Origin of the sequence: Prochlorococcus sp. ALOHA_ZT_50, from assembly GCF_022447305.1 — a bacterium.
Taxonomy (GTDB): Bacteria; Cyanobacteriota; Cyanobacteriia; order PCC-6307; family Cyanobiaceae; genus Prochlorococcus_A.
Map to the genome: position 1 here is coordinate 33790 of NZ_JAKVCI010000009.1, position 24934 is coordinate 58723.

The 24934-nt window shown below is 32.3% G+C and carries 21 protein-coding genes and 1 tRNA gene; 11 read left to right on the forward strand and 11 right to left on the reverse strand.

Features of this window, described 5'->3' with window-relative positions; translation table 11 throughout:
- Positions 1-117 precede the first annotated feature (117 nt).
- The 4 genes from miaA (at position 118) to cysE (ending at position 3448) form a co-directional block, all read left to right on the forward strand.
- Complete coding sequence (miaA, locus tag MK115_RS03040) at positions 118-1017, forward strand: tRNA (adenosine(37)-N6)-dimethylallyltransferase MiaA (RefSeq protein WP_287609151.1); 900 nt, start codon at positions 118-120, stop codon at positions 1015-1017.
- 53 nt (positions 1018-1070) lie between these two features.
- Entirely contained in the window at positions 1071-1643 is a 573-nt protein-coding gene (gene infC / locus MK115_RS03045; protein ID WP_011819248.1) for a translation initiation factor IF-3, read from the forward strand.
- A 77-nt stretch (positions 1644-1720) separates the two neighbouring features.
- The gene (locus MK115_RS03050; RefSeq protein WP_287609154.1) at positions 1721-2707 is read left to right on the forward strand and encodes a GntR family transcriptional regulator; all 987 of its coding nucleotides are present in this window, start codon (positions 1721-1723) and stop codon (positions 2705-2707) included.
- A 3-nt stretch (positions 2708-2710) separates the two neighbouring features.
- On the forward strand, positions 2711-3448 hold the full coding sequence (gene cysE / locus MK115_RS03055) for a serine O-acetyltransferase (RefSeq protein WP_079292308.1): 738 nt from the start codon (positions 2711-2713) through the stop codon (positions 3446-3448).
- An 8-nt stretch (positions 3449-3456) separates the two neighbouring features.
- Here cysE and secA read toward each other — a convergent pair whose 3' ends face one another.
- A complete protein-coding gene (gene secA / locus MK115_RS03060; RefSeq protein WP_287609159.1) occupies positions 3457-6288 on the reverse strand; it encodes a preprotein translocase subunit SecA in 2832 nt (943 codons plus the stop codon).
- 174 nt (positions 6289-6462) lie between these two features.
- On the opposite strand from secA, the gene MK115_RS03065 reads away from it, so the two are divergent.
- The gene (locus tag MK115_RS03065) at positions 6463-6918 is read left to right on the forward strand and encodes a GNAT family N-acetyltransferase (RefSeq protein ID WP_287609161.1); all 456 of its coding nucleotides are present in this window, start codon (positions 6463-6465) and stop codon (positions 6916-6918) included.
- Positions 6919-6944: 26 nt separating this feature from the next.
- Here the strand turns inward: MK115_RS03065 and MK115_RS03070 are convergent, their stop codons facing one another.
- The 4 genes from MK115_RS03070 to psbZ all read right to left on the reverse strand — a co-directional run bounded on the left by MK115_RS03070 (position 6945) and on the right by psbZ (position 8278).
- Positions 6945-7376, reverse strand: coding sequence for a nuclear transport factor 2 family protein (locus MK115_RS03070; protein WP_025915236.1), 432 nt, complete (start codon positions 7374-7376; stop codon positions 6945-6947).
- A 45-nt stretch (positions 7377-7421) separates the two neighbouring features.
- Positions 7422-7493, reverse strand: a tRNA-Gly gene (locus MK115_RS03075).
- Between the two features lie 61 nt (positions 7494-7554).
- On the reverse strand, positions 7555-8031 hold the full coding sequence (gene ribH / locus MK115_RS03080; RefSeq protein ID WP_025893656.1) for a 6,7-dimethyl-8-ribityllumazine synthase: 477 nt from the start codon (positions 8029-8031) through the stop codon (positions 7555-7557).
- Between the two features lie 49 nt (positions 8032-8080).
- Positions 8081-8278, reverse strand: coding sequence for a photosystem II reaction center protein PsbZ (psbZ, locus tag MK115_RS03085; protein ID WP_002807211.1), 198 nt, complete (start codon positions 8276-8278; stop codon positions 8081-8083).
- 140 nt (positions 8279-8418) lie between these two features.
- Here psbZ and mutS point away from each other — a divergent pair, with 140 nt between their 5' ends.
- Entirely contained in the window at positions 8419-11160 is a 2742-nt protein-coding gene (gene mutS, locus MK115_RS03090) for a DNA mismatch repair protein MutS (RefSeq protein ID WP_287609170.1), read from the forward strand.
- A 31-nt stretch (positions 11161-11191) separates the two neighbouring features.
- Here mutS and MK115_RS03095 read toward each other — a convergent pair whose 3' ends face one another.
- Entirely contained in the window at positions 11192-11815 is a 624-nt protein-coding gene (locus tag MK115_RS03095) for a precorrin-8X methylmutase (protein ID WP_287609171.1), read from the reverse strand.
- Between the two features lie 58 nt (positions 11816-11873).
- Here MK115_RS03095 and holA point away from each other — a divergent pair, with 58 nt between their 5' ends.
- Together holA and MK115_RS03105 are read left to right on the forward strand one after the other, a co-directional pair.
- Positions 11874-12875, forward strand: coding sequence for a DNA polymerase III subunit delta (gene holA, locus MK115_RS03100; protein ID WP_287609173.1), 1002 nt, complete (start codon positions 11874-11876; stop codon positions 12873-12875).
- A gap of 39 nt (positions 12876-12914) precedes the next feature.
- Positions 12915-14675 (forward strand): aspartate kinase, encoded by a 1761-nt coding sequence (locus MK115_RS03105; RefSeq protein ID WP_287609175.1) that lies wholly within the window; start codon positions 12915-12917, stop codon positions 14673-14675.
- 7 nt (positions 14676-14682) lie between these two features.
- Here the strand turns inward: MK115_RS03105 and uvrB are convergent, their stop codons facing one another.
- Both uvrB and MK115_RS03115 read right to left on the reverse strand, forming a co-directional pair.
- Positions 14683-16722: an excinuclease ABC subunit UvrB gene (gene uvrB, locus MK115_RS03110; protein WP_287609177.1), complete on the reverse strand. Its 2040-nt coding sequence runs from the start codon at positions 16720-16722 to the stop codon at positions 14683-14685.
- A gap of 29 nt (positions 16723-16751) precedes the next feature.
- Complete coding sequence (locus MK115_RS03115) at positions 16752-17528, reverse strand: DUF561 domain-containing protein (protein WP_075487484.1); 777 nt, start codon at positions 17526-17528, stop codon at positions 16752-16754.
- Between the two features lie 85 nt (positions 17529-17613).
- Here MK115_RS03115 and tilS point away from each other — a divergent pair, with 85 nt between their 5' ends.
- Entirely contained in the window at positions 17614-18624 is a 1011-nt protein-coding gene (tilS, locus tag MK115_RS03120; RefSeq protein WP_287609180.1) for a tRNA lysidine(34) synthetase TilS, read from the forward strand.
- Here the strand turns inward: tilS and MK115_RS03125 are convergent.
- The 3 genes from MK115_RS03125 to MK115_RS03135 form a co-directional block, all read right to left on the reverse strand.
- A complete protein-coding gene (locus MK115_RS03125) occupies positions 18621-20606 on the reverse strand; it encodes a ribonuclease J (protein ID WP_287609182.1) in 1986 nt (661 codons plus the stop codon). The genes tilS and MK115_RS03125 overlap by 4 nt on opposite strands.
- An 80-nt stretch (positions 20607-20686) precedes the next feature.
- Entirely contained in the window at positions 20687-21589 is a 903-nt protein-coding gene (dapA, locus tag MK115_RS03130; RefSeq protein WP_287609183.1) for a 4-hydroxy-tetrahydrodipicolinate synthase, read from the reverse strand.
- Entirely contained in the window at positions 21586-22617 is a 1032-nt protein-coding gene (locus tag MK115_RS03135) for an aspartate-semialdehyde dehydrogenase (RefSeq protein ID WP_287609185.1), read from the reverse strand. Before MK115_RS03135 ends, dapA begins: the two co-directional genes overlap by 4 nt.
- A gap of 124 nt (positions 22618-22741) precedes the next feature.
- Between MK115_RS03135 and tig the strand changes: the two genes are divergently transcribed.
- Positions 22742-24175 (forward strand): trigger factor, encoded by a 1434-nt coding sequence (gene tig, locus MK115_RS03140; protein WP_287609187.1) that lies wholly within the window; start codon positions 22742-22744, stop codon positions 24173-24175.
- Positions 24176-24240: 65 nt separating this feature from the next.
- Complete coding sequence (gene clpP / locus MK115_RS03145; RefSeq protein WP_011819266.1) at positions 24241-24885, forward strand: ATP-dependent Clp endopeptidase proteolytic subunit ClpP; 645 nt, start codon at positions 24241-24243, stop codon at positions 24883-24885.
- Positions 24886-24934 lie beyond the last annotated feature (49 nt).

Sequence of the window (24934 nt, forward strand, 5' to 3'; positions counted from 1 at the left end):
TTATTTTTAAAAGGTCTTTCATTAAACTTACCACCGCAATAAGATAAAGGCTCGAAGTCAATGAAAAATTTAATCACTTTAATTATATAGCTAATATTTTTTTCTTCAGAAATTCATATGTCTTCGTATCTACCTCATGTAATAATTTTAATTGGGCCTACTGCAAGTGGCAAAACAGAATTAGCTATTGAAATTGCAGAATATTTTAAAACTCATATACACAATATCGATTCAAGGCAAATTTATAAGTCCATGGATATTGGAACAGCCAAGCCATCTAAAATCCAACAAAAAAAAATAAAGCATTTTTTAATAGATATTGAAGAACCAATCAATCCAATTAATGTAAAACAATTTCAAGAAATTGCTCAAAAATCTATTAAGGGAGAAATTAAACAAGATAATTTACCTTTTCTTGTTGGAGGAAGTGGGTTGTATATGAACTCAATAACAAAAGGATTTTTTGTACCAGATGTCCCTCCTCAAAATAATTTAAGAAGACAATTAGAAGAACTTGGTCAGGAAAAATGTTGGGAACTGTTAAAAAATTGTGATCCATTATCAACAAAAAAAATCAATTTTGCTGACCACATTAGAACAATAAGAGCTTTAGAAGTCTTTTACGTAACAGGTAAACCTTTGTCAACTCTGAAAGTTCAAAAACCGCCTAACTGGAAAATCCTAGAGCTTGGATTAGATAGAGATAATTTAAAAGAAAGAATTTTTCAAAGAACAAAAAATATGTTTTTATCTGGAATTATTGAGGAGACGAACCACCTTATCTCTAAATACGGATTTGATTTGCCAATATTAGAAACCATTGGTTATCGAGAAGCTAGGGATGTTTTAAATAACCGTTCAACAATTGACAAAGCAATTGAGTTGACTGCGACAAAAACAATCCAATTTGCCAAAAGACAAAAAACTTGGTTTCGTAATAAAAATAATCCTCTTTGGCTTAATAACAAAAACCTGCTAAAAGATGCAATAATTAAGATAGAGTCTTTTTTAAGCTAACTTTATAAAAATAGATTTTGTTCATCATCCAATCAATTTATTTAATTAACTGAATGCCCCCACGCCCACGCTTTGACCGACGAGCTCCAGTTAGAGAGCTACCAAATATAAATGAAAGAATAAAATACCCTCAATTGAGAGTCGTTGATTCAGATGGAAAACAATTAGGCGTCATAGATAGATTAAAAGCATTAGAAATAGCATCTCAAAGAGAACTTGATTTAGTTTTGGTGAGCGAAAAAGCAAATCCTCCTGTTTGTAGAATCATGGACTACGGTAAATATAAATTTGAACAAGAAAAGAAAGCTAAAGAAGCAAGGAAAAAATCTCATCAAACAGAAGTTAAAGAAGTAAAAATGAGGTATAAAATTGACAAGCATGATTATGATGTTCGGATTGGTCAAGCTACTAAATTTCTAAAATCGGGAGATAAGGTAAAATGCACTGTAATTTTTAGGGGAAGAGAAATTCAACACTCAAATTTAGCTGAGACACTTCTTTTAAAAATGGCTAATGATTTAGAAGAGCAATCAGAAGTTCAACAAAAACCAAAAAGAGAAGGAAGAAACATGATTATGTTTTTAAGCCCTCGAAAAACTCCTCTCATTAAAAAAGATGATGGGTGATAAATTGTTATCAAAAAATATGACGAATGTTAAAGTGTCACTATATCAAAAATTAAATTAGTCAGGATTTTTCTAAAGTGAGATTCCATATTCAACAAGAAAGTGATATCCCAGCATCTACTCAACTATATAATCAAATTTGTTTTGCAATTGCAGCAAGACATTATCCTCCAGGACACAGACTTCCCAGTACGAGGCAACTTGCAATGCAGACTGGACTCCATCGGAATACTATAAGCAAAGTTTACAGACAACTGGAAATAGATGGAGTTGTTGAAGCAATAGCTGGATCAGGTATCTATGTAAGAGATAATCTTACTAAAAGAGAATTTACAAAATCACTTTACTCAAAAGATAAAATAAGTAAGGCACCTGATCAAGAAGCAAAGAAGGTTATTGACAACTTAATAAGTCTTGGATTCACTTTACAAGAGACGAGAGAGATATTGAACAATGAAATTGATTGGCGTATTAAGTGCGGATCAAGAATCATAGTCAGTACTCCTAGAGAAGATATTGGAGCTTCTATGTTAATAGCAGAAGACCTTTCTACAACAGTTAATGTACCAGTAGAAGTTGTTCCTATGGAAGAATTAGAAAAAGTTTTGAGTAATTCAAATAATGGTACGATTGTCACAAGCAGATATTTTTTACAGCCTCTAGAAAAAGTTGCTAAGCAACATGGAGTTCGCGCTATTGCAGTTGACTTGAGCGACTTTCAAAAGGAATTAAAAATTCTCAAGGAATTAAATGCTGGAAGTTGTGTAGGTATTGTTAGCATAAGTCCTGGTTTATTGAGAGCAGCAGAAGTCATTATACATAGCATGCGTGGTAGTGAATTAATGCTTATGACGGCAATCTCAGACAATAACAGTAGATTACTATCACTTTTAAAGGCTTCGAACCATATAGTGTGTGATGGACCTAGTTTATCAGTTGTAGAAAACACATTATTAAAAAATCGTTCTCAGTTGATGAGATTACCTCAAATAATATGTGCTAAAAATTATTTAAGTATCGAAACAATAAATCAATTAAAAAAAGAAATAGGAGTTATTAATTAAACCATGGTATTGAAAACTTTTAAATCAGATATAGAAATTATCAGAGAGAGAGATCCCGCCGCAAGAGGAATAGTAGAGATATTTCTTTGCTACCCTGGCTTTCAATCAATAGTTATACATAGGTTTACGCATAAATTATGGCAATTAAAGATTCCTTTGATTCCCCGCTTACTCAGTCATCTTAATAGGCTAGCAACAGGTATTGAAATCCATCCTGGGGCAAAAATTGGTAAAAGGGTTTTCATAGACCATGGAATGGGCGTTGTAATTGGTGAAACTGCTGAGATAGGAAATAACTGTTTGCTTTATCAGGGAGTGACATTAGGAGGTACTGGTAAAAGCCATGGCAAAAGACACCCCACCTTAATGGAAAATGTTGTAGTCGGAGCGGGCGCAAAAGTTCTTGGATCCATCACGGTAGGATCTAATACCCGTATTGGTGCTGGCTCAGTAGTTGTTCGAAATGTAGAAGGGAACAGTACTGTAGTTGGAGTTCCTGGCAGGGTAGTGCATCAAAGTGGTGTCAAAGTAAATCCGTTAGCTCACTCTGCCTTACCAGATGCAGAAGCTAATGTGATAAAAAATTTAATGGATAGGATAGACTCTCTTGAAAATGAAATTCTTAAATTACAAAAAACTCTACAATGTATAGCCAGCTCAGAATCTATTGATATTTCTAAACTCGGTGATTCTCAAAATCTTAAAGACAAAGAAATTTTTGAATTTCTTGGAGATGATTAAATATTGATTTAATTTTTTTCATTAACGTCAGTTTTAGGTTGAAACATAAACATTGAATAAATAACATTTCGTCTCATATTAGTCATCATTTCGAGAAACATGTCATATCCTTCGTTTTTATATTCGATTAATGGATCTTTTTGACCATAACCTCTCAATCCGACTGATTCCCTCAAGGAATCCATGGATTGAAGATGTTCTCGCCATAAATTATCGATTTGCTGCAAAATGAAAAATCTTTCAGCTTCTCTCATTAATCCTGGACGAATCTTTTCTATTTGTGATTCCTTTAAATCATAAGCTATTCGCAACTGCTCTTGAAGATAGTTTTTTAATTCTTCTATTGACAGTAAATTAATATCATCAGATTTAAGATCATCTAATAAATATATAAATTCTTTGACTTTAGAAATTAATTGATCAATATTCCATTCTTCAGGAGGAAGATCAGGATTAATATAAGCATCTACAATTTCAATCATTGTCCTTTCTCCATATCCTATTACTTGTCTCTTTAAATCAATTCCTTTCAATACTCTTAGTCTTTCGCCATAAACTGCTTTTCTTTGATTGTTCATTACCTCGTCGTATTCAAAAACTTGTTTTCTAATATCGTAATAGTAGGTTTCAACTTTCTTTTGAGCACTTTCTAGAGACCTAGTAAGCATTCCTGACTCAATAGGCATATCTTCATCAACCCTAAAAGCATTCATTAGATTTGCTACTCTATCACCTCCAAAAATCCTTAATAAATTATCATCTAAAGATAAAAAGAATCTTGTACTTCCAAGATCACCTTGTCTTCCTGCTCTTCCTCTAAGTTGATTATCCACTCTTCTTGATTCATGTCTCTCAGTACCAATGACATGTAAACCGCCAGCTTCTCTTACTTTTTCTTCTTCATGAATCAAAACTTTTTCATATTCTTTTTTTACATCAGACAAAGATTCTCTCAAAAGCTTTATCAAGTTATCATCAGTTGGTGCTTTTTCTGCAGCTGTAGCTATCCTGTCATCAAGCTCCAAGACAGAAAGTTGTCTATCTCCCCAATTTTTAACAAGTTCATCAGATAAAAGAGAGAGTTTCTTTTCAATTGCTTCATCTAGTTTGCAAGGGAAAAGACTTGTTGAAGAATTTGAAATGTTCTTTTTCAAATTTGAACCAGCTTTTGTAGAAAAACCACCCTTAGATTTTGAATTTCTTTGTTTAGGTATTGGTGGCTTATGCTCATTATCAGGCTTGACTAACAAAGGAATTAAAATTTCTTTTAATTTAAGCCTTGCCATATAGTCACTATTACCGCCAAGAATTATATCTGTTCCCCTTCCAGCCATATTAGTCGCAATAGTAACAGCACCTGCTCTTCCTGCCTGAGCAACAATTTCTGCCTCACGTTCAACGTTCTCTGGCTTAGCATTTAACAAATTATGTGGGATTTTTTCGGCAGATAAAAGTGAACTTAATAATTCACTTTTTTCAACACTTGTTGTACCAACTAAAACAGGTCTACCATCTCTATGAATTTGTGCAGTTTCTTTAGCAACGGCTTTCCATTTACCAATCTCTGTCTTAAATACTTGATCAGACCAATCTTGTCTCTTTCTTATTTGATTTGTCGGTATAACTGTTGATTCTAATTTATAAGTTTTTTCAAATTCAACCTCCTCAGTTTTTGCAGTTCCCGTCATTCCTGCTAAACCAGGATATAAAAGGAAAAAATTCTGATAAGTTATGGATGCTAATGTTTGAGTCTCAGGCTGAATTTTAAGACTCTCTTTTGCTTCTATTGCCTGATGTTGTCCATCACTCCAACGTCTTCCTGGCATTACCCTACCAGTAAATTCATCCACTATGACAGCCTCATCGTTCTTAATAATATAATTTACATCTTTAATAAATAATTCTTTGGCTTTTAAAGCGTTAGTTATATAGTGCGCCCAAGGATCTTGAGGATTATATAAATCATTAACTCCCAAATACTCTTCACATTTTGCAAAACCCTGATCAGTTAATATACAACTTCTCTGTTTTTCATCAACTTCATAATCCCCTTCTGGATCAATACCATCTTTACTTAATTCTTTTGCTTTGACTAATGCCAGAGATAATTCTGCAGCTTTTTGATATTTTTCTTGTGGTCTTTCAACTTGGCCAGAAATGATTAAAGGCGTTCTTGCTTCATCAATTAATATTGAATCAACCTCATCAATTACGCAGTAATTAAATTTTCTTTGAACTACCTCACTAATATCGGTAGCCATATTATCTCTTAAATAATCAAATCCTAATTCTGAATTTGTGGCATAAGTTATATCACAATCATAATTTTTCTTTCTCTCAACTGGATTCATATCTTGCTGAATCAAACCAACGGATAAACCTAAAAAACGATGAACTTGTCCCATCCACTCTGCATCCCTTCTAGCTAAATAATCATTTACAGTAACAACATGAACACCTTTTCCCGTAAGAGCATTTAAATAACAAGGTAATGTTGCGACAAGAGTTTTTCCCTCTCCAGTCTTCATCTCAGCAATTTGACACTCATTTAAAACCATCCCGCCTATTAACTGAACATCAAAATGTCTCATATCAAGAACACGTTTACTTGCTTCTCTTACGATTGCAAAGGCTTTAGGAAGAAATTCTTCTAGGAGTTCTTTTTGTTTTTTAAAATCTAATTCTGCTGAAATATTTGATTTAAGATTTTGAGTTTCTTTTCTAAGCTCATCATCAGTCAATTGAGAAATTTCTTCTTCTAAAAAATTTATCTCTTCCACTATTGGTTGATAGCGCTTTAACTTTCGTGTATTCGGATCTCCCAACAAAAGTTTTAGCATAAGTCAAAGTCCTTAAAAAATTCATCTTATTACAAACATTATAAATTAGTGCGTTACAACAGAATGAAGAAAACTATTATCTCTTTATTTTATAGAAACGATCGATTAAGGTATTTAGATTGAAGTCACAAAAATAACCTAGCTGACATCACTTTTCAAAAATCTTTTTAATAAATGAAAGAAATATCTCTAATCAAACATGCCAAAGGAGCTTTAGGGTTAAGGGTTTTTGGATTAGGTCCTAATCTTAAACCAACAAATGGATTAATTAAGCTACAAAAATTACTAGATACCAATGCTTTCTGGGCAAAAAATAGAACAATTAATGATCTAAAAAAATGTCTTGCTAACAGTGATGTCGTAATAAGTCTTTGGGTTGGTAAGGAAATAGTTGGTTTTGGTAGAGCTTTAACCGATGGGATTTACCGCGGAGTGCTTTGGGATATTGTTATAGATCAAAATCACCAAGGCAAAGGTTTTGGCACATTAATTGTAAAAAATCTTTTATCTTCTAAAAAAATTAAAAATACAAAAAAATTATATTTAATGACAACAAATAAAAAATTATTTTATTCTCAATTTGATTTTAAAGAAGTTACTTCTCAAAATTTATTGATTCGTGAAATATAAAGCACTTTGTTTCTAGATAAACAAAATCAAGATACAAATTTACTATAAAGCCATCTTATAAAAGGTCCTAAAATAGGAACTGGTCCAAAAGTTGGGCCGCAAAAATCAAAGTAATCTCTGTGCTCTTTTATTAATCCATTTTCACCAAATAATAAACGAGTAGTTCCAGGATAAATAAATTCTTTACCCATAATTTTTAAACCCATTGTCCATTCAACAAATCCACAATCCCCAGTTATGGAAATTGCATGAGTTTCTAAAAAAACATCATCACATCTTTTAACTAGCTTTTCTTGAGCTTTAACATAAGAATCTAAGCCCTCTGTTTCCTGAGTTGGGTCTGTAAAAATAACATTCTCATTATAAAATTCAGCCCATTTTTGTTTTGTTGGTGCATCTGTACCATAAGGTTTAGTAAATAATCCCTTTAAATCCTCAATAGAAATTACTCTTGTCATTACGAAATTTTTATTAAGAATATCTTAAAAGATACAAACATTAAAAGCGGATGAAGAGATTCGAACTCTCGACATTCTCCTTGGCAAGGAGATGCTCTACCACTGAGCTACATCCGCATAACTTTTTTATTTTATCTCAAAGAAGGGATCAATGATAAAAATAATTAAATTTTTTCAATTAATTTAAATTTTTAATTAAGGATCCCATCTCAATTGCTTGTAAAGCATAATTCCAACCAAGATTATTTTTAATCCCTGCTCTTTCTAAAGCCTGCTGCATAGTATCAGTAGTTAAAACTCCAAAAATAATTGGAACATTATTTTCATTTGAAACTTGCGAAATACCTTTGCTCGCCTCAGATATAACTACATCATAGTGGGAAGTTTCACCACGGATCACAGCCCCAAGAGCAATTACAACGTCATAACTCTTTTTTTTCATGAGGGTTTTAGCTGCGATTGGTAATTCGAATGAACCAGGAACCCAAACTATATCTACTTGATTGCTTAATTCAGAAGTATCTAAACCATGTCTTTTTAAACAATCAAGACAACCAGATAGAATTTTATTTGTAATTAAATCATTAAATCTTGCTATTACAATCCCAACTTTTAAAGTAGAGGCATTAGTAAAAGAACCCTCAAAAATAGCCATTAAATTTTACTTAGATATATTAATAGACTCTCACGAAAAGGTATTAAGTTCAAACTAATGAAGAAACTATCCCTGTAACAAAAACCAAAACAACCCAAACAGCAGCAATAGAATAAATTTTTCTCCTACTTTCTCGCTGTCCTTCCTCAGTAGAAGGTTGAGTCACATATAAAACGGGTACTCCAACTACCGCAATTAAAGAAGCAAATAATAGAGCATTTACGAAGAAAAAGTTAACAGCCTGCATAATTCAGTCTTAGGTTTCAAATATTATAAATACTATAATCTCATGAAAATGATAATTTTTAGAGAAAATTTACATACTTTAGCCACTTTAAATGCAAAAAAAAAATTTCTACCTAATATCTATTTAGGAATTAAAAAAGTATGCAAGAAGATACGATAATTCAAAAGAATTTATTTGCGATTGGTAATGATAATAATGAGCAAAAAGAAATAACAAAAATTCCAGAAGATTTATCTTTGGAAGATTTAAAAAAAGAATCGCAAAAAAGACCCAGACAAAGAAAAAATTCAACTAATTTAATAAATAAATTCAAGACTGATTTAATTTCAAATAACAAAAATGTTTGCATCAATGAAGAATCTTATAGCTATAAAACAGTTTCAAAACTGAAATTAACTCCTGTAATGAAGCATTATGTAACTCTAAAAGAAGAAAATAAAGATAGGTTATTACTTTATAGATTAGGAGATTTTTTTGAATGTTTTTTTGAGGACGCTGTATTAATATCTAACCTTTTAGAAATAACGCTTACCAGTAAAGATGCTGGCAAAGAGATTGGTAAGATCCCTATGGCAGGGGTTCCCCATCATGCAATGGAGAGATACTGTGCTGATTTAATTAAAAAAAATTATTCTGTGGTTATATGCGATCAATTAGAAAAAAGTTCTGGAAATTATGGGACTCCAATTAAAAGAGGAATAACAAGAATAATTACTCCTGGAACTGTAATTGAAGAGGGGATGTTGATAGCAAAGAAAAATAATTGGATTACTGCTATTTACTTATCAGAAGAAAACTCAGATGAATCTTATGAATGGGGTATATCAAAAGCTGATGTAAGCACAGGAGAATTAATAACTTTAGAAGGCCAATCTCTGTCAAAACTATTTGATGAAATTATTAAATTAGATTCTTCAGAAATCATTGTAGGAAGCAATGCAGTAAGAAATTTATTAATTAAAGGAAATAGTCAAATTACATATACTGTTTCTCAAGAGACTAATTTTGGAATTAATGAAGCAAATTATCTAATAAAAAATTATTTCCAAATTGCAAACCTAGAGGGAATAGGACTTAAAAATTTAAACAATGCAACTAGATCACTTGGAGGTTTATTAAATTATTTAGAAAAAATTAATCCTTCAAATTTAGATAAAGATTCTTCTTTAAAAATCTCATTAGACTTTCCACAAATCCAATATGGTCACAACAAATTAATTATTGATTATCAAACTCAAAAAAACTTAGAAATCAAAAATACACAACGAGAAAACAATTATGTAGGTTCGCTACTATGGAGTATTGATAGAACTTATACTTGCATGGGTGCAAGGTGTTTAAGAAGGTGGATAGATTCACCACTATTAAACGTTAATGAAATTTATAAAAGACAAAATATAATTACAAACTTTCTTGAATCTAAAAAATTACGTACAGATACCCAAAATTTACTTAGAGCAATGGGGGATTTAGAAAGACTTGCAGGTAGAGCTTGTGCAGGTCATGCAAGTCCCAGAGACTTAATTGCAATAGCTGAAGGTTTAAAAAAATTGCCTAGACTAAAATCCATAATTGAATTATTTAAATATGATCTCCCAGATTGGACTGATCAATTAAAAAATATTGATGAAGGACTCTTAGAATTAGCTGATACTATAAGTTTTAAACTAATAGAAAATCCTCCTCTAAATATTAGTGAAGGAGGCATGATCCACGATGGTGTTGACAATATATTAGATGGTTTACGCAATTTAATGGATGATTACTCTGAGTGGCTAAATAAAGAGGAATTAAAAGAAAGGAAAATTAGCAAAATTTCAAACCTAAAAATTCAATTTCATAAAAATTTTGGTTATTACATTTCTATAAATAAGTCAAAAGTTAATTTAGCTCCACAACATTGGATCAAAAGGCAAACACTTACTAATGAAGAAAGGTATATCACTTCAGAAATTAAAAATAAAGAAAATAAGATTTTCCAAATAAAAAGTAGAGCTTCATCAAAAGAATATGAAATTTTCTGCGAATTAAGAAATATAGTTGCTGAAAAAACAAAACAAATAAGATCAATCGCAAAATCCATAGCATCTCTTGATGCACTGCTTGGTTTATCAATTACTTCAGTAGAAAACAATTTTATAAAACCTTCATTAATACCAATAAATGATTCAATGACAAAAAATAGTACAAAAATTATCGCAGGAAGAAATCCAATTGTAGAGCAATTGTTAAGTGATAAAAAGTTTGTAGCAAACGATATCTCTTTTGAGGATAATCAAAAATTAATTATATTAACCGGTCCCAATGCAAGCGGAAAAAGTTGCTTTATAAGACAACTTGGTTTAATACAAATTCTCACACAAATTGGTAGCTTTGTTCCTGCTAATAATGCTGAAATCAAGATTGCAGATAGGATTTTCACAAGAATTGGGGCAGTTGATGATCAATCATCTGGACAATCAACATTTATGGTAGAAATGTCTGAAACTGCATCAATTCTAAATCAGGCAACTTCTAGCTCACTAGTTTTACTTGATGAGATAGGCAGAGGGACATCTACTTTTGATGGACTTTCAATAGCTTGGTCAGTAAGTGAATATCTTGCAAAAAAAATTCAATGTAATACTATTTTTGCTACGCACTATCATGAGCTTAATTATTTAAAAAATTCAAATAAGAATATACAAAATTTTCAAGTTTTAGTAGAACAAAATAACGATCAGCTAATTTTTAGCCACAGGATTGTTAAAGGGGGCTCAAACAAAAGCTATGGCATAGAAGCAGCTAAATTAGCAGGAGTTCCAAAAGAAGTTATAGAAAAAGCAAAATCAGTTTTAAATTCTTTAGAAGAAAATAACAAATTAAATTATGATATTAAGTAGATTTTTGACATTTTTATAAAATAAATACTTTTTAAATAGTTTCCCTCAATAAGGCGTTAACCGCAGCAGCTGCCATGGCAGCACCTCCTCTAGTTGAATTCAAAACAATTCTAGGAAGATCGGTGGAAATCAGTTTGTTTTTGCTATTCTCTACTCCAATAAATCCAACAGGCATTCCGATAATTAAACTAGGTAAATCTTTTGCATTTTCTAAAATATCAATTAAATAAGTTAACGCTGTAGGCGAACTGCCAATAACTACAATAGGAGATTTGCTTCCAGAATTTATAGCGGATAACTCCTTCCAACCTTCACTTAAGCCATATGCAGTTTTAGTTAAGTTTGTATGATTATTTTTTCCAAACCACATTCTAGCGGTGAATACTTTATTCCTAGTGGTATTTTCTGCCATGGATTTTATTGCTGCTGCTGCCATATCGGTATCAGTTAAAATAGGAGCACCATTTTTAAGTGCCTGAAGACCCTTTTCACAAGCACCTTCACTAAAATTTACAAGATTTTGAACTGTAAAATCTCCTGAAGTATGGACTAATCTCTCTAAAACTTTTTTTTCCAAATAATTTAGATCATTGGCTACTAAACGAGATCTTATGAATCTGATGCTTTCCAAAAAAATTGGATGATCTATTACCATTAAATTTAATTTGTGTTAGAAGTAATCATAGTTAATATATGGTTTTTATTGAGCTATTATGCCAATACAAATATTATGGGGTAATGATCTAAATGCTCAAAATACATTTATTCAAAAATTAATTGATAAGGAAGTATCCAAAGAATGGAAAGAAATAAACGTAACTAATTTAAATGGAGATGATGATGAGCAAGTCAATAAAGCTTTTGATGAAGTTCTTACACCTCCTTTTGGAGATGGATACAGAATAGTTACATTGAAAAATAATCCCATTTTTACTGCCAAAAATGAAGATCTAAGAACTAAATTTGAAAAAATTCATGACAATATACCTCAAAATACTTATTTCATTTTACAAAATACAAAAAAACCAGACTCAAGACTAAAGAGTACTAAATTTTTACAAAAACTTATCAAAAATAATTTAGCCAAAGAAAAATCATTTTCTTTACCAGAAATCTGGGACTATGAGGGACAAAAAAGATTTTTAGAAGATGCAGCAAATGAAATGAATATCAAAATTGATAAAAATGCAGCTGAATTAATAATTGATTCAGTTGGTAATGATAGCTTTAAACTAATAAATGAATTAGCCAAAGCAAAAACATACCTTTCTGCAGTATCAAGTGATTCGAATTCACAACTTTTTCTTAAAAGTATTGATGTAAAAAAAATATTTAGTGATCATCAATCCAATATTTTCAAAATCATTGATCTTCTCTTACAAAAAAATATTAATGAAAGCCTCATTGAAATAAATTATTCTTTACAGAAAGGAGAACCTGCTTTAAGACTAAATGCAGGTTTAATTAGTCAAATAAGAATTCATACCATTATAAAATTAGCAGTTAATTCAGGTAACGATAATGCAGAAAAGATTTGTAATCTTGCAGGCATTTCTAATCCAAAAAGAATTTTTTTTATTCGAAGAAAAGTCAAAAATGTATCTCAAGAATATTTAATTAATTTAATGAGTAACTTACTAGATATTGAATCATTACTAAAACAAGGTAATAATCCTATAAATGTTTTTACAGAGAAATTAATTAATTTAAGTTAACCAAATTATAAGTTTAAGAATTTACATTATGATTTAAATATGGCTTTACTAGTAAAAAAATTTGGCGGTACTTCTGTCGGTGATATTAAAAAAATTAAAAATATTGCAAGTAGCATTTGTCAAAGTAAAGAAGCAGGAAATGAAATTGTCGTAGTTGTCTCTGCAATGGGGCAAACTACAGATGATTTAAATTGTTTAGCGGAATCAATTAGTAAAAATCCTAATCGAAGAGAATTGGATATGCTTCTCTCAACTGGAGAGCAAGTAACCATAGCTCTTCTCTCAATGGCATTAAACGAATACGGAATACCTGCAATTTCAATGACCGGTAGCCAGGTTGGAATTATTACTGAATCAATTCATGGGAAAGCGAGAATTCTGGATATTAAAACAGAAAGGATCCAAAATTATATAAATCAGGGTTTTGTAGTTGTAGTGGCTGGATTTCAAGGAACAACATTAAGCCATACGGGTTCAATGGAAATTACAACTTTGGGTAGAGGTGGTTCAGATACTTCCGCAGTAGCTTTATCAACAGCTTTAGGAGCTGAGACTTGCGAAATTTATACAGACGTTCCAGGGGTTCTTACTACTGATCCAAGAATTGTTCCTAATGCAAAACTCTTAGATGAAATTAGCTGCGAGGAAATGCTTGAACTTGCAAGTGTCGGTGCTTCAGTTCTGCATCCAAGAGCAGTAGAAATTGCTCGCAATTATGGAATTAAATTGTGTGTCAAATCAAGCCAAAGTGACTCAAGTGGGACTCTCCTAGAAAGTCAAATCCAACCTCTCCCGCTAAAAAGAGGAAGCTTAGAATTAACAAAAACAGTCAATAGTCTTGAAGTATTAGAAAACCAAGCAGTATTCAGTCTCTCAAATATTCCTGATAGGCCTGGGATTGCTGCGCAAATATTTGAAAAACTTTCAGAAGCAAGTATTAACGTAGATTTAATAATACAAGCGACAAATGATGGAAATAAAAACGATATTACATTTACTGTTAGTGAATTAGAAGTTAAAAAGACTGCAGAACAATGTGAACTTATAACTAGTCAATTAGGAGGAGAATATAACTTAAAAACAAACATGACTAAATTAAGTATTCAAGGAGCAGGCATTATGGGCAGACCTAGTGTTTCAGCTGATTTATTTGATACTTTATCTCAAGCGAATATAAATGTTAGGTTAATAGCTACTAGTGAAATTAAAGTCAGCTGTGTAATTGAAATTAATAATATACCAAAAGCTATTAGATTTGTTGCTGAGAAATTTAAGTTATCCGATACACAAATATTTGTTAATCCAATCAATGAAAAACAAGATCAACCTGAAGTAAGAGGAATTGCATTAGATAAAAACCAAGTTCAAGTAAGTTTTCGAAAACTGCCTGATCGTCCAGGTGTAGCAGCATCGATATGTTTAGCATTAGCTGAAAATAATTTACTTATCGATACTATTGTTCAGTCTGAAAGAATTTCCTCTTTAAAAACTAAGGATATTAGTCTTACAATGAATAAACAAGATAGAGAAAAAGCTAACTTAGTTTTTGAGGCCTTAACAAAAAAATTACCCGGATCATACATTGAAGATGGCCCTGCTATAGCCAAAGTAAGTACTGTAGGAGCGGGAATGGCATTTAAGGTTGGAACGGCTGGAAAAATATTTAGAGCATTGGCTGACCAAAATATCAATATTGAAATGATTGCCACTAGTGAAATCAGGACTTCATGTATTGTCTTAGAAAAAGATTGTGACAAAGCAGTTAATGCGATTCATAATCATTTCGAATTAGAAAAATAAGTTCTTTTTAATTATTTCTTGCCAATTTTTGTCTTAATTTTTTGATTCTATCCCTCAAATTTGCTGCTTCTTCAAAATTTAACTCTTTTGCAGCATCTTTCATTTTAATTTCTAACTTTTCTATTAAGTCAGGCAATTCTTCGAGCAAACATTGATTATCACTGGAACTGAGAATTGCGTCAGTTTTGTTATTAACTATATTTATTAAATCTTTAGATAAACCACCAGCATCTAGTTTTCTGGAAAGTTCTAGAAAAGATAATATTGAATTTTCTATTTTTTTGCCTGCAGGTTTTGGAGTAATACCATTGACTTGGTTATATTTTTTTTGAATAGTTCTTCTTCTTTCAGTTTCAGATATTGCTCTTTTCATTGAATCTGTGAAGTTATCTGCATAAAGCAAGGCAACACCTTCAACATGTCTGGCAGCTCTTCCTATTGTTTGAATCAATGACCTTTCTGCCCTCAGAAAACCTTCTTTATCAGCATCTAAAATGGCAACTAAGGATACTTCAGGAAGATCTAGTCCCTCTCTTAATAAATTAACTCCTACCAAAACATCATATTCGCCCATTCTAAGGTCTTGAATAATTTCAATTCTTTCAATTGAATGGATTTCGGAATGCAAATATCTAACTCTTACTTTATTTTCAGATAAAAAATCAGTTAGATCTTCAGCCATTCTCTTAGTAAGTGTTGTCACAAGCACTCTTTGATTCTTTTCAGCTCGAATTCTTATTTCAGATAACAGATCTTCTATTTGGCCTTCACTAGGTCTTACATCAATTACCGGGTCTAATACCCCAGTTGGTCTTATAACTTGCTCAATAAATTCACCATCACATTGATCTAATTCCCATTGACCGGGGGTTGCACTTATAAATAATGTCTGTTTTGATTTTTCCCAAAACTCTTCACATTTTAAAGGTCTATTATCTGCAGCACTTGGCAATCTAAAACCATGATCTATTAAAACTTTTTTTCTAGATTGATCACCGTTGTACATCGCATGAAGTTGAGGACATGTTACATGACTCTCATCAACTACCAACAACCAATCTTTGGGAAAGTAATCTATTAAGCATTCTGGCGGTGAACCTTCCTCCCTACCTGATAAATGACGAGCATAATTCTCAACTCCATTACAATAACCAACCTCTTTAAGCATTTCTAAATCATATTTTGTACGTTGTTCTAGACGTTGAGCCTCTAATAATTTTCCTTCGTATGTAAATTTATCGAGTTGAGTTTTTAATTCACTTCTAATTGCACTTATTGCACTCTCAAGTCTTTCTTTTGGAGTCACAAAATGCTTCGCTGGGTAAACGCTAACTTGTTCCAAACTTTCAAGTATTTCTCCTGTAGTAGGGTCAACATATCTAATAGCTTCGACTTCATCACCAAATAACTCAATTCTTATTAATCTATCTTCATAAGCTGGACCGATTTCTAAAACATCACCTTTAATTCTGAATCTACCTCTAGTAATTTCAATATCATTTCTAGTATATTGATTTTCAACGAGAGACCTCAAAGAAGAACGTAGATTTATTGATTTTCCCACTTCAAATTTAACTGCAGCTTTTAAATACTCACTCGGTATACCAAGACCATAAATACAACTTATTGAGGCTACAACAATTACATCTTTTCTTTCAAATAATGAGCGTGTTGCAGAATGCCTAAGCATATCTATTTCTTCATTAATTGAAGCAGTTTTGGCTATGTAAGTATCACTTACAGGTACATAAGCTTCAGGTTGATAATAATCGTAGTAAGAAATGAAGTACTCAACAGCATTTTTTGGAAAAAATTCCCTTAATTCATTACATAGTTGTGCAGCCAACGTTTTGTTATGGGCTAAAACAAGTGCTGGTCTTCCTGTTTGTTGAATTACATTGGCAATGGTAAATGTTTTACCAGTTCCAGTAGCTCCTAAAAGAGTCTGAAACTGTTTACCATTATTTACGCCTTTAACTAATTTTTTAATAGCTTCTGGTTGATCTCCATTTGGTTCGTAAGGAGCTTGAAGCTTATAGTTGTTCATCAAGCTAGTAGCTAAAGGATATTGCTATACTAAGAAATTTTTTCTCCAATTATTGAATTTTTCAAAGATTCTTTTAAGCCCCTAACAACCGCAATCATTGATATTAAATCATCTAATTTATTAACTACAGATCCAACGCCAACTGCTGAGGCTCCAGAGGATATTGCTAGTGGACAAGTTACTTGGCTTAATCCAGAGGCACTCATGATTGGTATATTCAGAGATTGTTTCTTAAATTCTTGATGAATAGCATAGGTAGCTGCAAGAGTTGGTACTGATTTTTCAAAAAAACCTTGAATTCCTGGAGAGTAAGGAGTAGAACTGGTACCACCTTCTGTTTGAATAATATCAACGCCTTCTTCCACTAGCTTTACAGCAAGATCAACTTGTTTATCAATAGGCATAGTATGAGGAACAGTTACTGATAAAGGAAAATTAGGCAATAAATCCCTCGTCTCTTTTGTAATGTTTAAAACTTTTTTATCTGAAAAATGAATGCCTTTTTCATAAAAAGTATCGTAATTTCCTATCTCAATTAATGATGCTCCTGCTTTTACACAATCTTGAAAAGATCGAGGCACTACTGAACTAACACAAACGGGTAGTGTTGAATTCTTAAGTGCTAAATCAACGAGTTCAGGTTTACAAGCAATATCGACAAGATCTGCACCTCCTAATGAAGCAGCCTCAACAATTATTTTCACAGATTGAACATCGAAATTATTCAATCCTGAAATAACTTTGAGTAAGGATTTGCTTCTTAACTCTTCTTTGATTTTTTGTGGCAAAAGATTAATCAGACTCATTTACTTAATGAATTTATTACCCGATTGTGACATTGTTTTAGTAAAACAGTGCATTTTTTAAAAAATATTATCTGAGCAACACAAAATGACTGATAAAAAATTAAGTCAGAAAAATTGGTCATCATGGCATCATCAGCTTCATAAGGAGATTCTTACCAAAAAAATATTAATTCCCAAAGGATCCAATATTTTAATAAGTGTTTCGGGGGGTCAAGACTCAATGGCCTTATTAACCCTAATTAATGACCTAAAAAAACTACATAATTGGTCTATTAGTGTTTGGCATGGTGATCATCAGTGGCACGAAAAATCATCACTATATGCTCTTGAATTAAAAGATTATTGCGAAGATAAAAATATTTCATTCTCTTTTGATCAAGCAAATAAAGAAAGTATTTCTTCAGAAGAAAAAGCACGAGAATGGAGATATAAAAAATTATGTGAAAGAGCCAAAACTTTATTAAATAAAAACCAGCAAAAACATAATATTTATTTGTTAACTGGTCACACGAGTAGTGATAATGCAGAAACATTTATCCTCAATTTATCTAGAGGAAGCAATTTTGCAGGTCTGAGTAATATTGAGAGTAAAAGATTAATAGAAAATCAAATTTTTTTAATAAGACCAATATTAATTTTCAGTAGGGAAGATACAAAACAATTTTGCAATGATATGAAGATCCCAGTCTGGGAAGATCCTACAAATTCAGATCTTAAATTAAAAAGAAATTTAGTAAGAAAAAAAATTATTCCTACCTTAGAAGTCATCTATCCTGGTTGTTCTGAAAGGATAAATAATTTTTCCCAAAAAATGAGCAAATACAATAATGAACGTAATGATCTTAGTGAACTAGCGTATTTATATTGTAAAGATGTTAAAGGTATCGATAGGAATCTCCTAAATGGTATGTGTATTGAAGCGAGGTGCACAATCTTAAATAGATTTTTAAAAGAAATATCTGCAAAGCAATGTAGTTCTAAAAATCTGACAAAATTAGCAACTTCAATTTATGAAAAAAATAAAGGTCAAATTAATCTGCAAGAGTTTTTAAAAATTGTTTGGGATAAAAACTATATAAATTTTGAAAAAAGTTAAGATGTTACAGCAGATCTTCTTCTTCTTGTTCTACCTTCAAATGAATCTTCTGTAGCAGTCTCAGCTGATGGATTCTGTGAAACTTTTGGACTTTTTTGGGTATTTTGTGGGTTATTTGAACTATTAGGATGATTATTGTTTGATTTCTTATGGAAATTATTATTATTTCTATTTCTATTGGAGAAATTTTGCTCTTCGGTAATCTTTGGAATATAAGCACGAGTTCCACTTGGAGCAGGTTGAACTAAACACAAAATAAGTGGTTCAACTTGTAATTCTCTTCTCATTCTTCTCGATAAACCATTTTCAATTTCTCTTTGTACACCAATCCAATCTACCTCAAAATTATTCGGCCCAGTTTGTCTGGATAATTGTTTCCATCTATTTTCTAAGACCCAGCTTATTTCTCGTTCTGTCCACATAGACATTTTTCTTGGCTCTGCAGTAGTAACAACTCCTCTTAAATTAACTCTGGGAGGCGCAACCATCTTCCCATCTGTACTAATAGGAGCTAAAACAGTTACTACACCATCCCCAGCTAATTGCTGCCTTTCCTTTAATACTCGAGCATCTACTATCCCATTTCGTGAGTTATCAAGCAGTTCAACACCAGCTTTTACAGGATCACCCTTTTGAATAGAATTAGGTGTTAACTCAACTACATCTCCATTTTCAATAATTAAAATATTGTCCTTTGGAACCCCCATAGTTTGTGCACTCTTGCCATGACAAACAAGCATTCTATGTTCTCCATGAACAGGAACAAAAAACTTAGGTTTTGCGAGTGCCAACATTAACTTTTGATCTTCTTGAAAACCATGACCAGAAACATGAATATTCTCACCCTTTCCATAAACAACCTTTGCTCCGAGTTTCATTAATCTATCTATTGTATTAACAACAGAAATAGTATTACCAGGAATTGGGCTGGCTGAAAATATTACAGTATCAGTAGTCTTAAGACGAACATGCTGATGTTCACCACGAGAGATTCTGCTTAACGCTGCTAGGGGTTCTCCTTGACTACCCGTCATTAATAATAAGGTCTCCCTATCTGGCAAATCTCTAATTTGCTTGATAGGAACAAACAAATCATCTGGGCATTTCATATAACCAATATCTCTCGCCTTAGCAATAACATTTATCATCGATCTACCTAACAAACCGACCTTTCTTCCATGTTTCATGGCCAATTCTAAGATCATTGTCACTCTATGAACAGAACTAGCAAAAGTGGTAAGGATAACTCGTTCTTTTGCCTCTGCAATATGTTTTTCTAAAGAGGGATAGATAGTCTTCTCAGAAGGACAAAAACCTGGAACTTCGGCATTAGTAGAATCACTGAACATGCATAAAACACCCTTCTCTCCGTAATGCACCATTCTTTCAATATCAAATTGCTCTCCATCTACTGGCATATGATCAAACTTAAAATCTCCCGTGAAAATAATTGTGCCAACAGGTGTTGTAACTGCTAAAGAAAAGCTATCGCAAATAGAATGGGTATTTCGAATAAATTCAACAGAAAAATGTTGTCCTACTTTTACAACATCTCTTGGATTTACTGTCTGTATAGTTGTTCTATCAGATACCCCTGCTTCCTCCATTTTTCCTCTAAGCATTGACATTGCCAGTCTTGGGCCATAAATAATCGGAATATTAAAATGCTTTAGATGATGAGAAATACCTCCAATATGATCTTCATGCCCGTGAGTGACAATCATTCCTTTTATTCTTCTTTGATTTTCTTTTAAAAAAGTTGTATCAGGCATAACAACGTTTACGCCATGCATACCATCAGATGGGAAAGCTAGGCCAGCATCAACAAGCATTAATTCATCACCATATTCAAAAACGCAAGTGTTTTTTCCTATTTCATGTAGTCCTCCAAGAGGTATTACTCGTAGAGCTGGCGTATTACTTTTAGATCTAGATGAATCATGAGTAGATCTATTTACAGTTGAATTTGTACTTGATTGCATAATTTTGAAATTTATGAAGGCCTGCTTGTAATCAAATAAGGTTTATTTAAATTTAATTATCAAGTTAAATATAATCCCTATTATAGGGAATTCAGGATAAAAGATAGTTGCTTTTTCATGTCATTGGTTAAAGGTGACAAAGGACTTCTAGGATTACCTACATCCCATCCCGATAGCTCCAAAGCAGCCTTAATTGGGATTGGATTAGTAGTCATAAAGAGTGCTTTGAAAAGAGGCTGAAGTTTTTCATGAATAGCAAGAGCATTGGAAACCTTTCCACTTTGAAAAGAATGAATCATCTCTTTCAATTGCAATCCAACTAAATGACTTGCAACACTTACTACTCCTACAGCACCTACAGATAACATTGGAAGCAACAATGAATCGTCGCCACTATATACAGAGAGTTCAGAGCCACAAATAGCTCTTAGTTCTGTTACTTCTTCTATTCTACCGCTTGCAGCTTTAATACTGAGAATATTTGAGAAATCCATAAGTTTCTTCACAGTATCAGGTAATAAATTGCATCCAGTCCTGCCAGGAATGTTGTAGAGCATAAGAGGCAAATCCTTTGCAGATTTAGCAATAGAACTGAAATGTTTATAAAGACCTTCTTGAGGCGGCTTATTGTAATAAGGAACAACGACCAAAGCACCGTCGGCACCAGAGTCGTAAGCTTTTTTTGTAGCTTCCACAGCTTCGCTTGTACAATTGCTACCAGTGCCAACTATTACTTTACAGCTTGCATCCAAAGATCCTTTTACCGCAATAAATAAATCATGCTGTTCCGCCCATGAAAGAGTCGGAGATTCTCCAGTAGTACCGCACAACACAATTCCATCGGAACCGTTCTCAAAAAGATAATTTGAAAGTTTTATAGCTAGTTCATAATCTACATCTCCATTCTCAGTGAATGGAGTAACCATTGCAGTCAATATTCTTCCAAATAGTGGATTATTACACTCAGTTTTGTCTGTAATCATTTTTTTGGAATTAATAACTCAGCTATTTGAACAGCATTCAGAGCTGCTCCTTTTCTTATTTGATCTCCACATAACCATAATTCTAATCCATGAGGCTGACTTATATCAGTTCTTAGCCTGCCAACAGCAACATTATCCCTTCCCATAACGTCATTTGGCATAGGAAATCTATTATTTTTGTAATCCTCAATAATTTCAATTCCAGGAGATTTTTTTAATTCTTCAAGAGCATCTTTAGGCTCAACTACATCGGCAAATTCAATATTGATCGATTCAGAATGTGCTCTCAGTACTGGGACTCGAACACATGTAGCAGAGAGCTTTAAATCAGCAATATTTAATATTTTCCTTGTCTCATTAACCATTTTCATCTCTTCTTCGCAGTAATTATTTGAAAGCATAGGGGAATTATGTAAAAACAAATTAAAAGCAAGGGAGTATGGCAAAACTTCACTTTTTTGAGGATTTCCTTGAAGATATTGTTCAGTTAAAAGTTTTAGTTCCTCCATCGCCAGTTGGCCTGCACCACTGACAGATTGATATGTTGAGACAATAACTCTTTGAATAGTCGAAAGTTTGTTTAATGGAGCTAAAACTAATGTCAACAAAATGGTAGTGCAGTTTGGATTCGCTATTACCCCATCATGATTAAGTACGTCACTAGCATTAACTTCAGGGACTATAAGAGGAACGTTCTTATCTAATCTGAAAGCACTTGAATTATCTATCAGTAAAGCATTTTGATCAATAATGGTAGACAACCATTTTTTTGAAATACTTCCGCCAGCTGAAGCCAAAACTAAATCAAGATTCTTAAATTCTTCCTTAGTTGTTTTTTTTGTAACTAATTCTTCATCTTTCCAAATAATTTTTTTTCCTTCTGACCGCTCTGATGAAAGCAAGACCAATTCTGATATTGGGAAATCACGTTGTTCAAGAATTTTTAGCAATTCAGATCCCACAGCACCTGAAGAACCTAAAACAGCAACTTTTAATGGCCTATTAGGCAAATACGGAGATTGTCTCACACTTTAAAATGATTTTTATAAATAGATTGACTATTTTTTTTACTTTATCAAAAAATTAACTTTCAAGGAAATCACATAATGTGAAATAATTAAGATTCGGTTCATAGTAATAACTTAGAAAAACATGGCTAAAGATGCACTAATAGTCAAAACAACTCCTCTGCCTCAAAGTAGAATTTCATTCGAATTAGAAATACCATCTGAGACATGCAAAACGTGTGTAAATGAAACAATCAGTTCTATCAGTCGTTCGGCTAAAATTCCGGGATTTAGACTTGGTAAGATTCCTAAACAAGTCTTAATCCAAAGAATTGGCATCACACAATTACATGCTTCTGCTCTGGAAAAAATTATTGATAAATCATGGCAAGAAGCGTTAAAAATAAAATCTATAGAGCCACTAAGTGAGCCAGAATTGGTAGATGGATTTGAATCTTTACTTGCAAAGTTTAGTCCTGAAAAATCACTTAAGGTTACTCTTCAAACTGATGTTGCCCCAGAATTAAAACTTAAAAAATCCAAAGGACTAAGTGTTGAAATATCAAAAACAAAGTTTGATCCTAAGTCAATAGATGAAGCGCTAGAAAAATCTAGAAATCAGTTTGCAAACATTATTCCAGTTACCAATAGAGCAGCAAAATTAGGAGATATTGCTGTAGTTAGTTTCAAAGGAAAATATAAAGATTCTGGTAAAGAGATTGATGGTGGAACAAGTGAATCAATGGATCTTGAGTTAGAAAAGAACAAAATGATTCCCGGTTTCGTTGAGGGAATCGTAAAGATGAAAATTGGTGATACTAAAACACTTAACCTTAAATTTCCTGAAGATTATTCTCATGAGGATTCAAGAGGCAAAGAGGCAATCTTTGAAGTAAATCTTAAGGATCTTAAGGAAAAAGAATTGCCTGAACTTAATGACGATTTTGCAAAACAGTCTGGCAACAAAGAATCATTAAAAGAGTTAAAGAAAGATATTGAAAAGCAACTTAAAGACAATTTTGAAAAAACTCAAAAAGATATCAAAATTGAAGCTTTATTAGATGCCTTAACAAACGAATTGGTTGCTGAAATTCCAAAATCTATGATTGATATAGAAGTGAGGAATAATATTGAACAAACCGCTCAAAGATTTGCTCAACAAGGTCTTGATGTTAAATCTACTTTCACTCCGGAATTAGTTAAGTCATTAGCAGAGTCCACAAGGCCTCAAGCTGAAAAAAATGTTCAAAGAAATTTAGCTTTAAAAGCATTAGCTGAAACAGAAAACATAAAAGTTGAGAAAGATGAAATTGATTTAAAAATGAAAGATTATGAAGATGCAATCTCTCAATCTTCAAAACAAATAGATATTAAAAAATTAACAGAAGTAATAACTAACGATTTACTCAAAGAAAAATTAATAATTTGGCTTGAAGAAAATTCTGAAGTAAAAGAAAAAACTACAAAAACTTCTAAAGCTACCAAAACCTCCAAAACAACAAAAGCCACAAAAACTGCGACAAAAACTACAAAAACTACAAAAACTACAAAAACTCAAAATAAAAAAGAAAAAAAATAATTTATGAAATTTCCTACTAATTAAACAAAAACCCCTTAAATTATTTATAAGACGAAAACTAATTTGTGAACTCAGAAAAAAAACATTTAATCCAAAGCTCAATAAGTTCTTACGAAAGTAATAATAAAACTATTGCTGCTGTTCCTACCGTTATAGAACAATCAGGTAGAGGAGAAAGAGCTTTTGATATATATTCAAGACTATTGAGGGAGAGAATAATTTTTTTAGGTACTGGAATTAATGATCAAGTATCTGACTCACTTGTTGCACAATTATTATTTCTTGAAGCGGAAGATCCCGAAAAAGACATACAAATATATATCAATTCTCCTGGAGGCTCAGTAACTGCAGGAATGGCCATATACGATACTATGCAACAAATATCCCCTGATGTAGTGACAATATGCTTTGGAGTAGCGGCAAGTATGGGGGCATTTCTACTTTCTGGAGGAGCAAAGGGGAAAAGATTGGCTTTACCTAATTCTAGGATTATGATTCATCAACCTCTGGGAGGTGCACAAGGTCAAGCAGTAGAGATTGAAATACAAGCTAAAGAAATACTTTTTCTCAAGAAAACATTAAATTCGCTTTTAGCAGAACATACTGGTCAACCTTTAGAAAAAATTAATGAAGATACAGAAAGAGATTACTTTTTATCTCCCTCAGAAGCAGTCGAATATGGATTAATTGATAAAGTTATCAAAAAGTGACAAGGAATACTGATTTTTTAAGAATATGATGACGAATCGATATTTATAA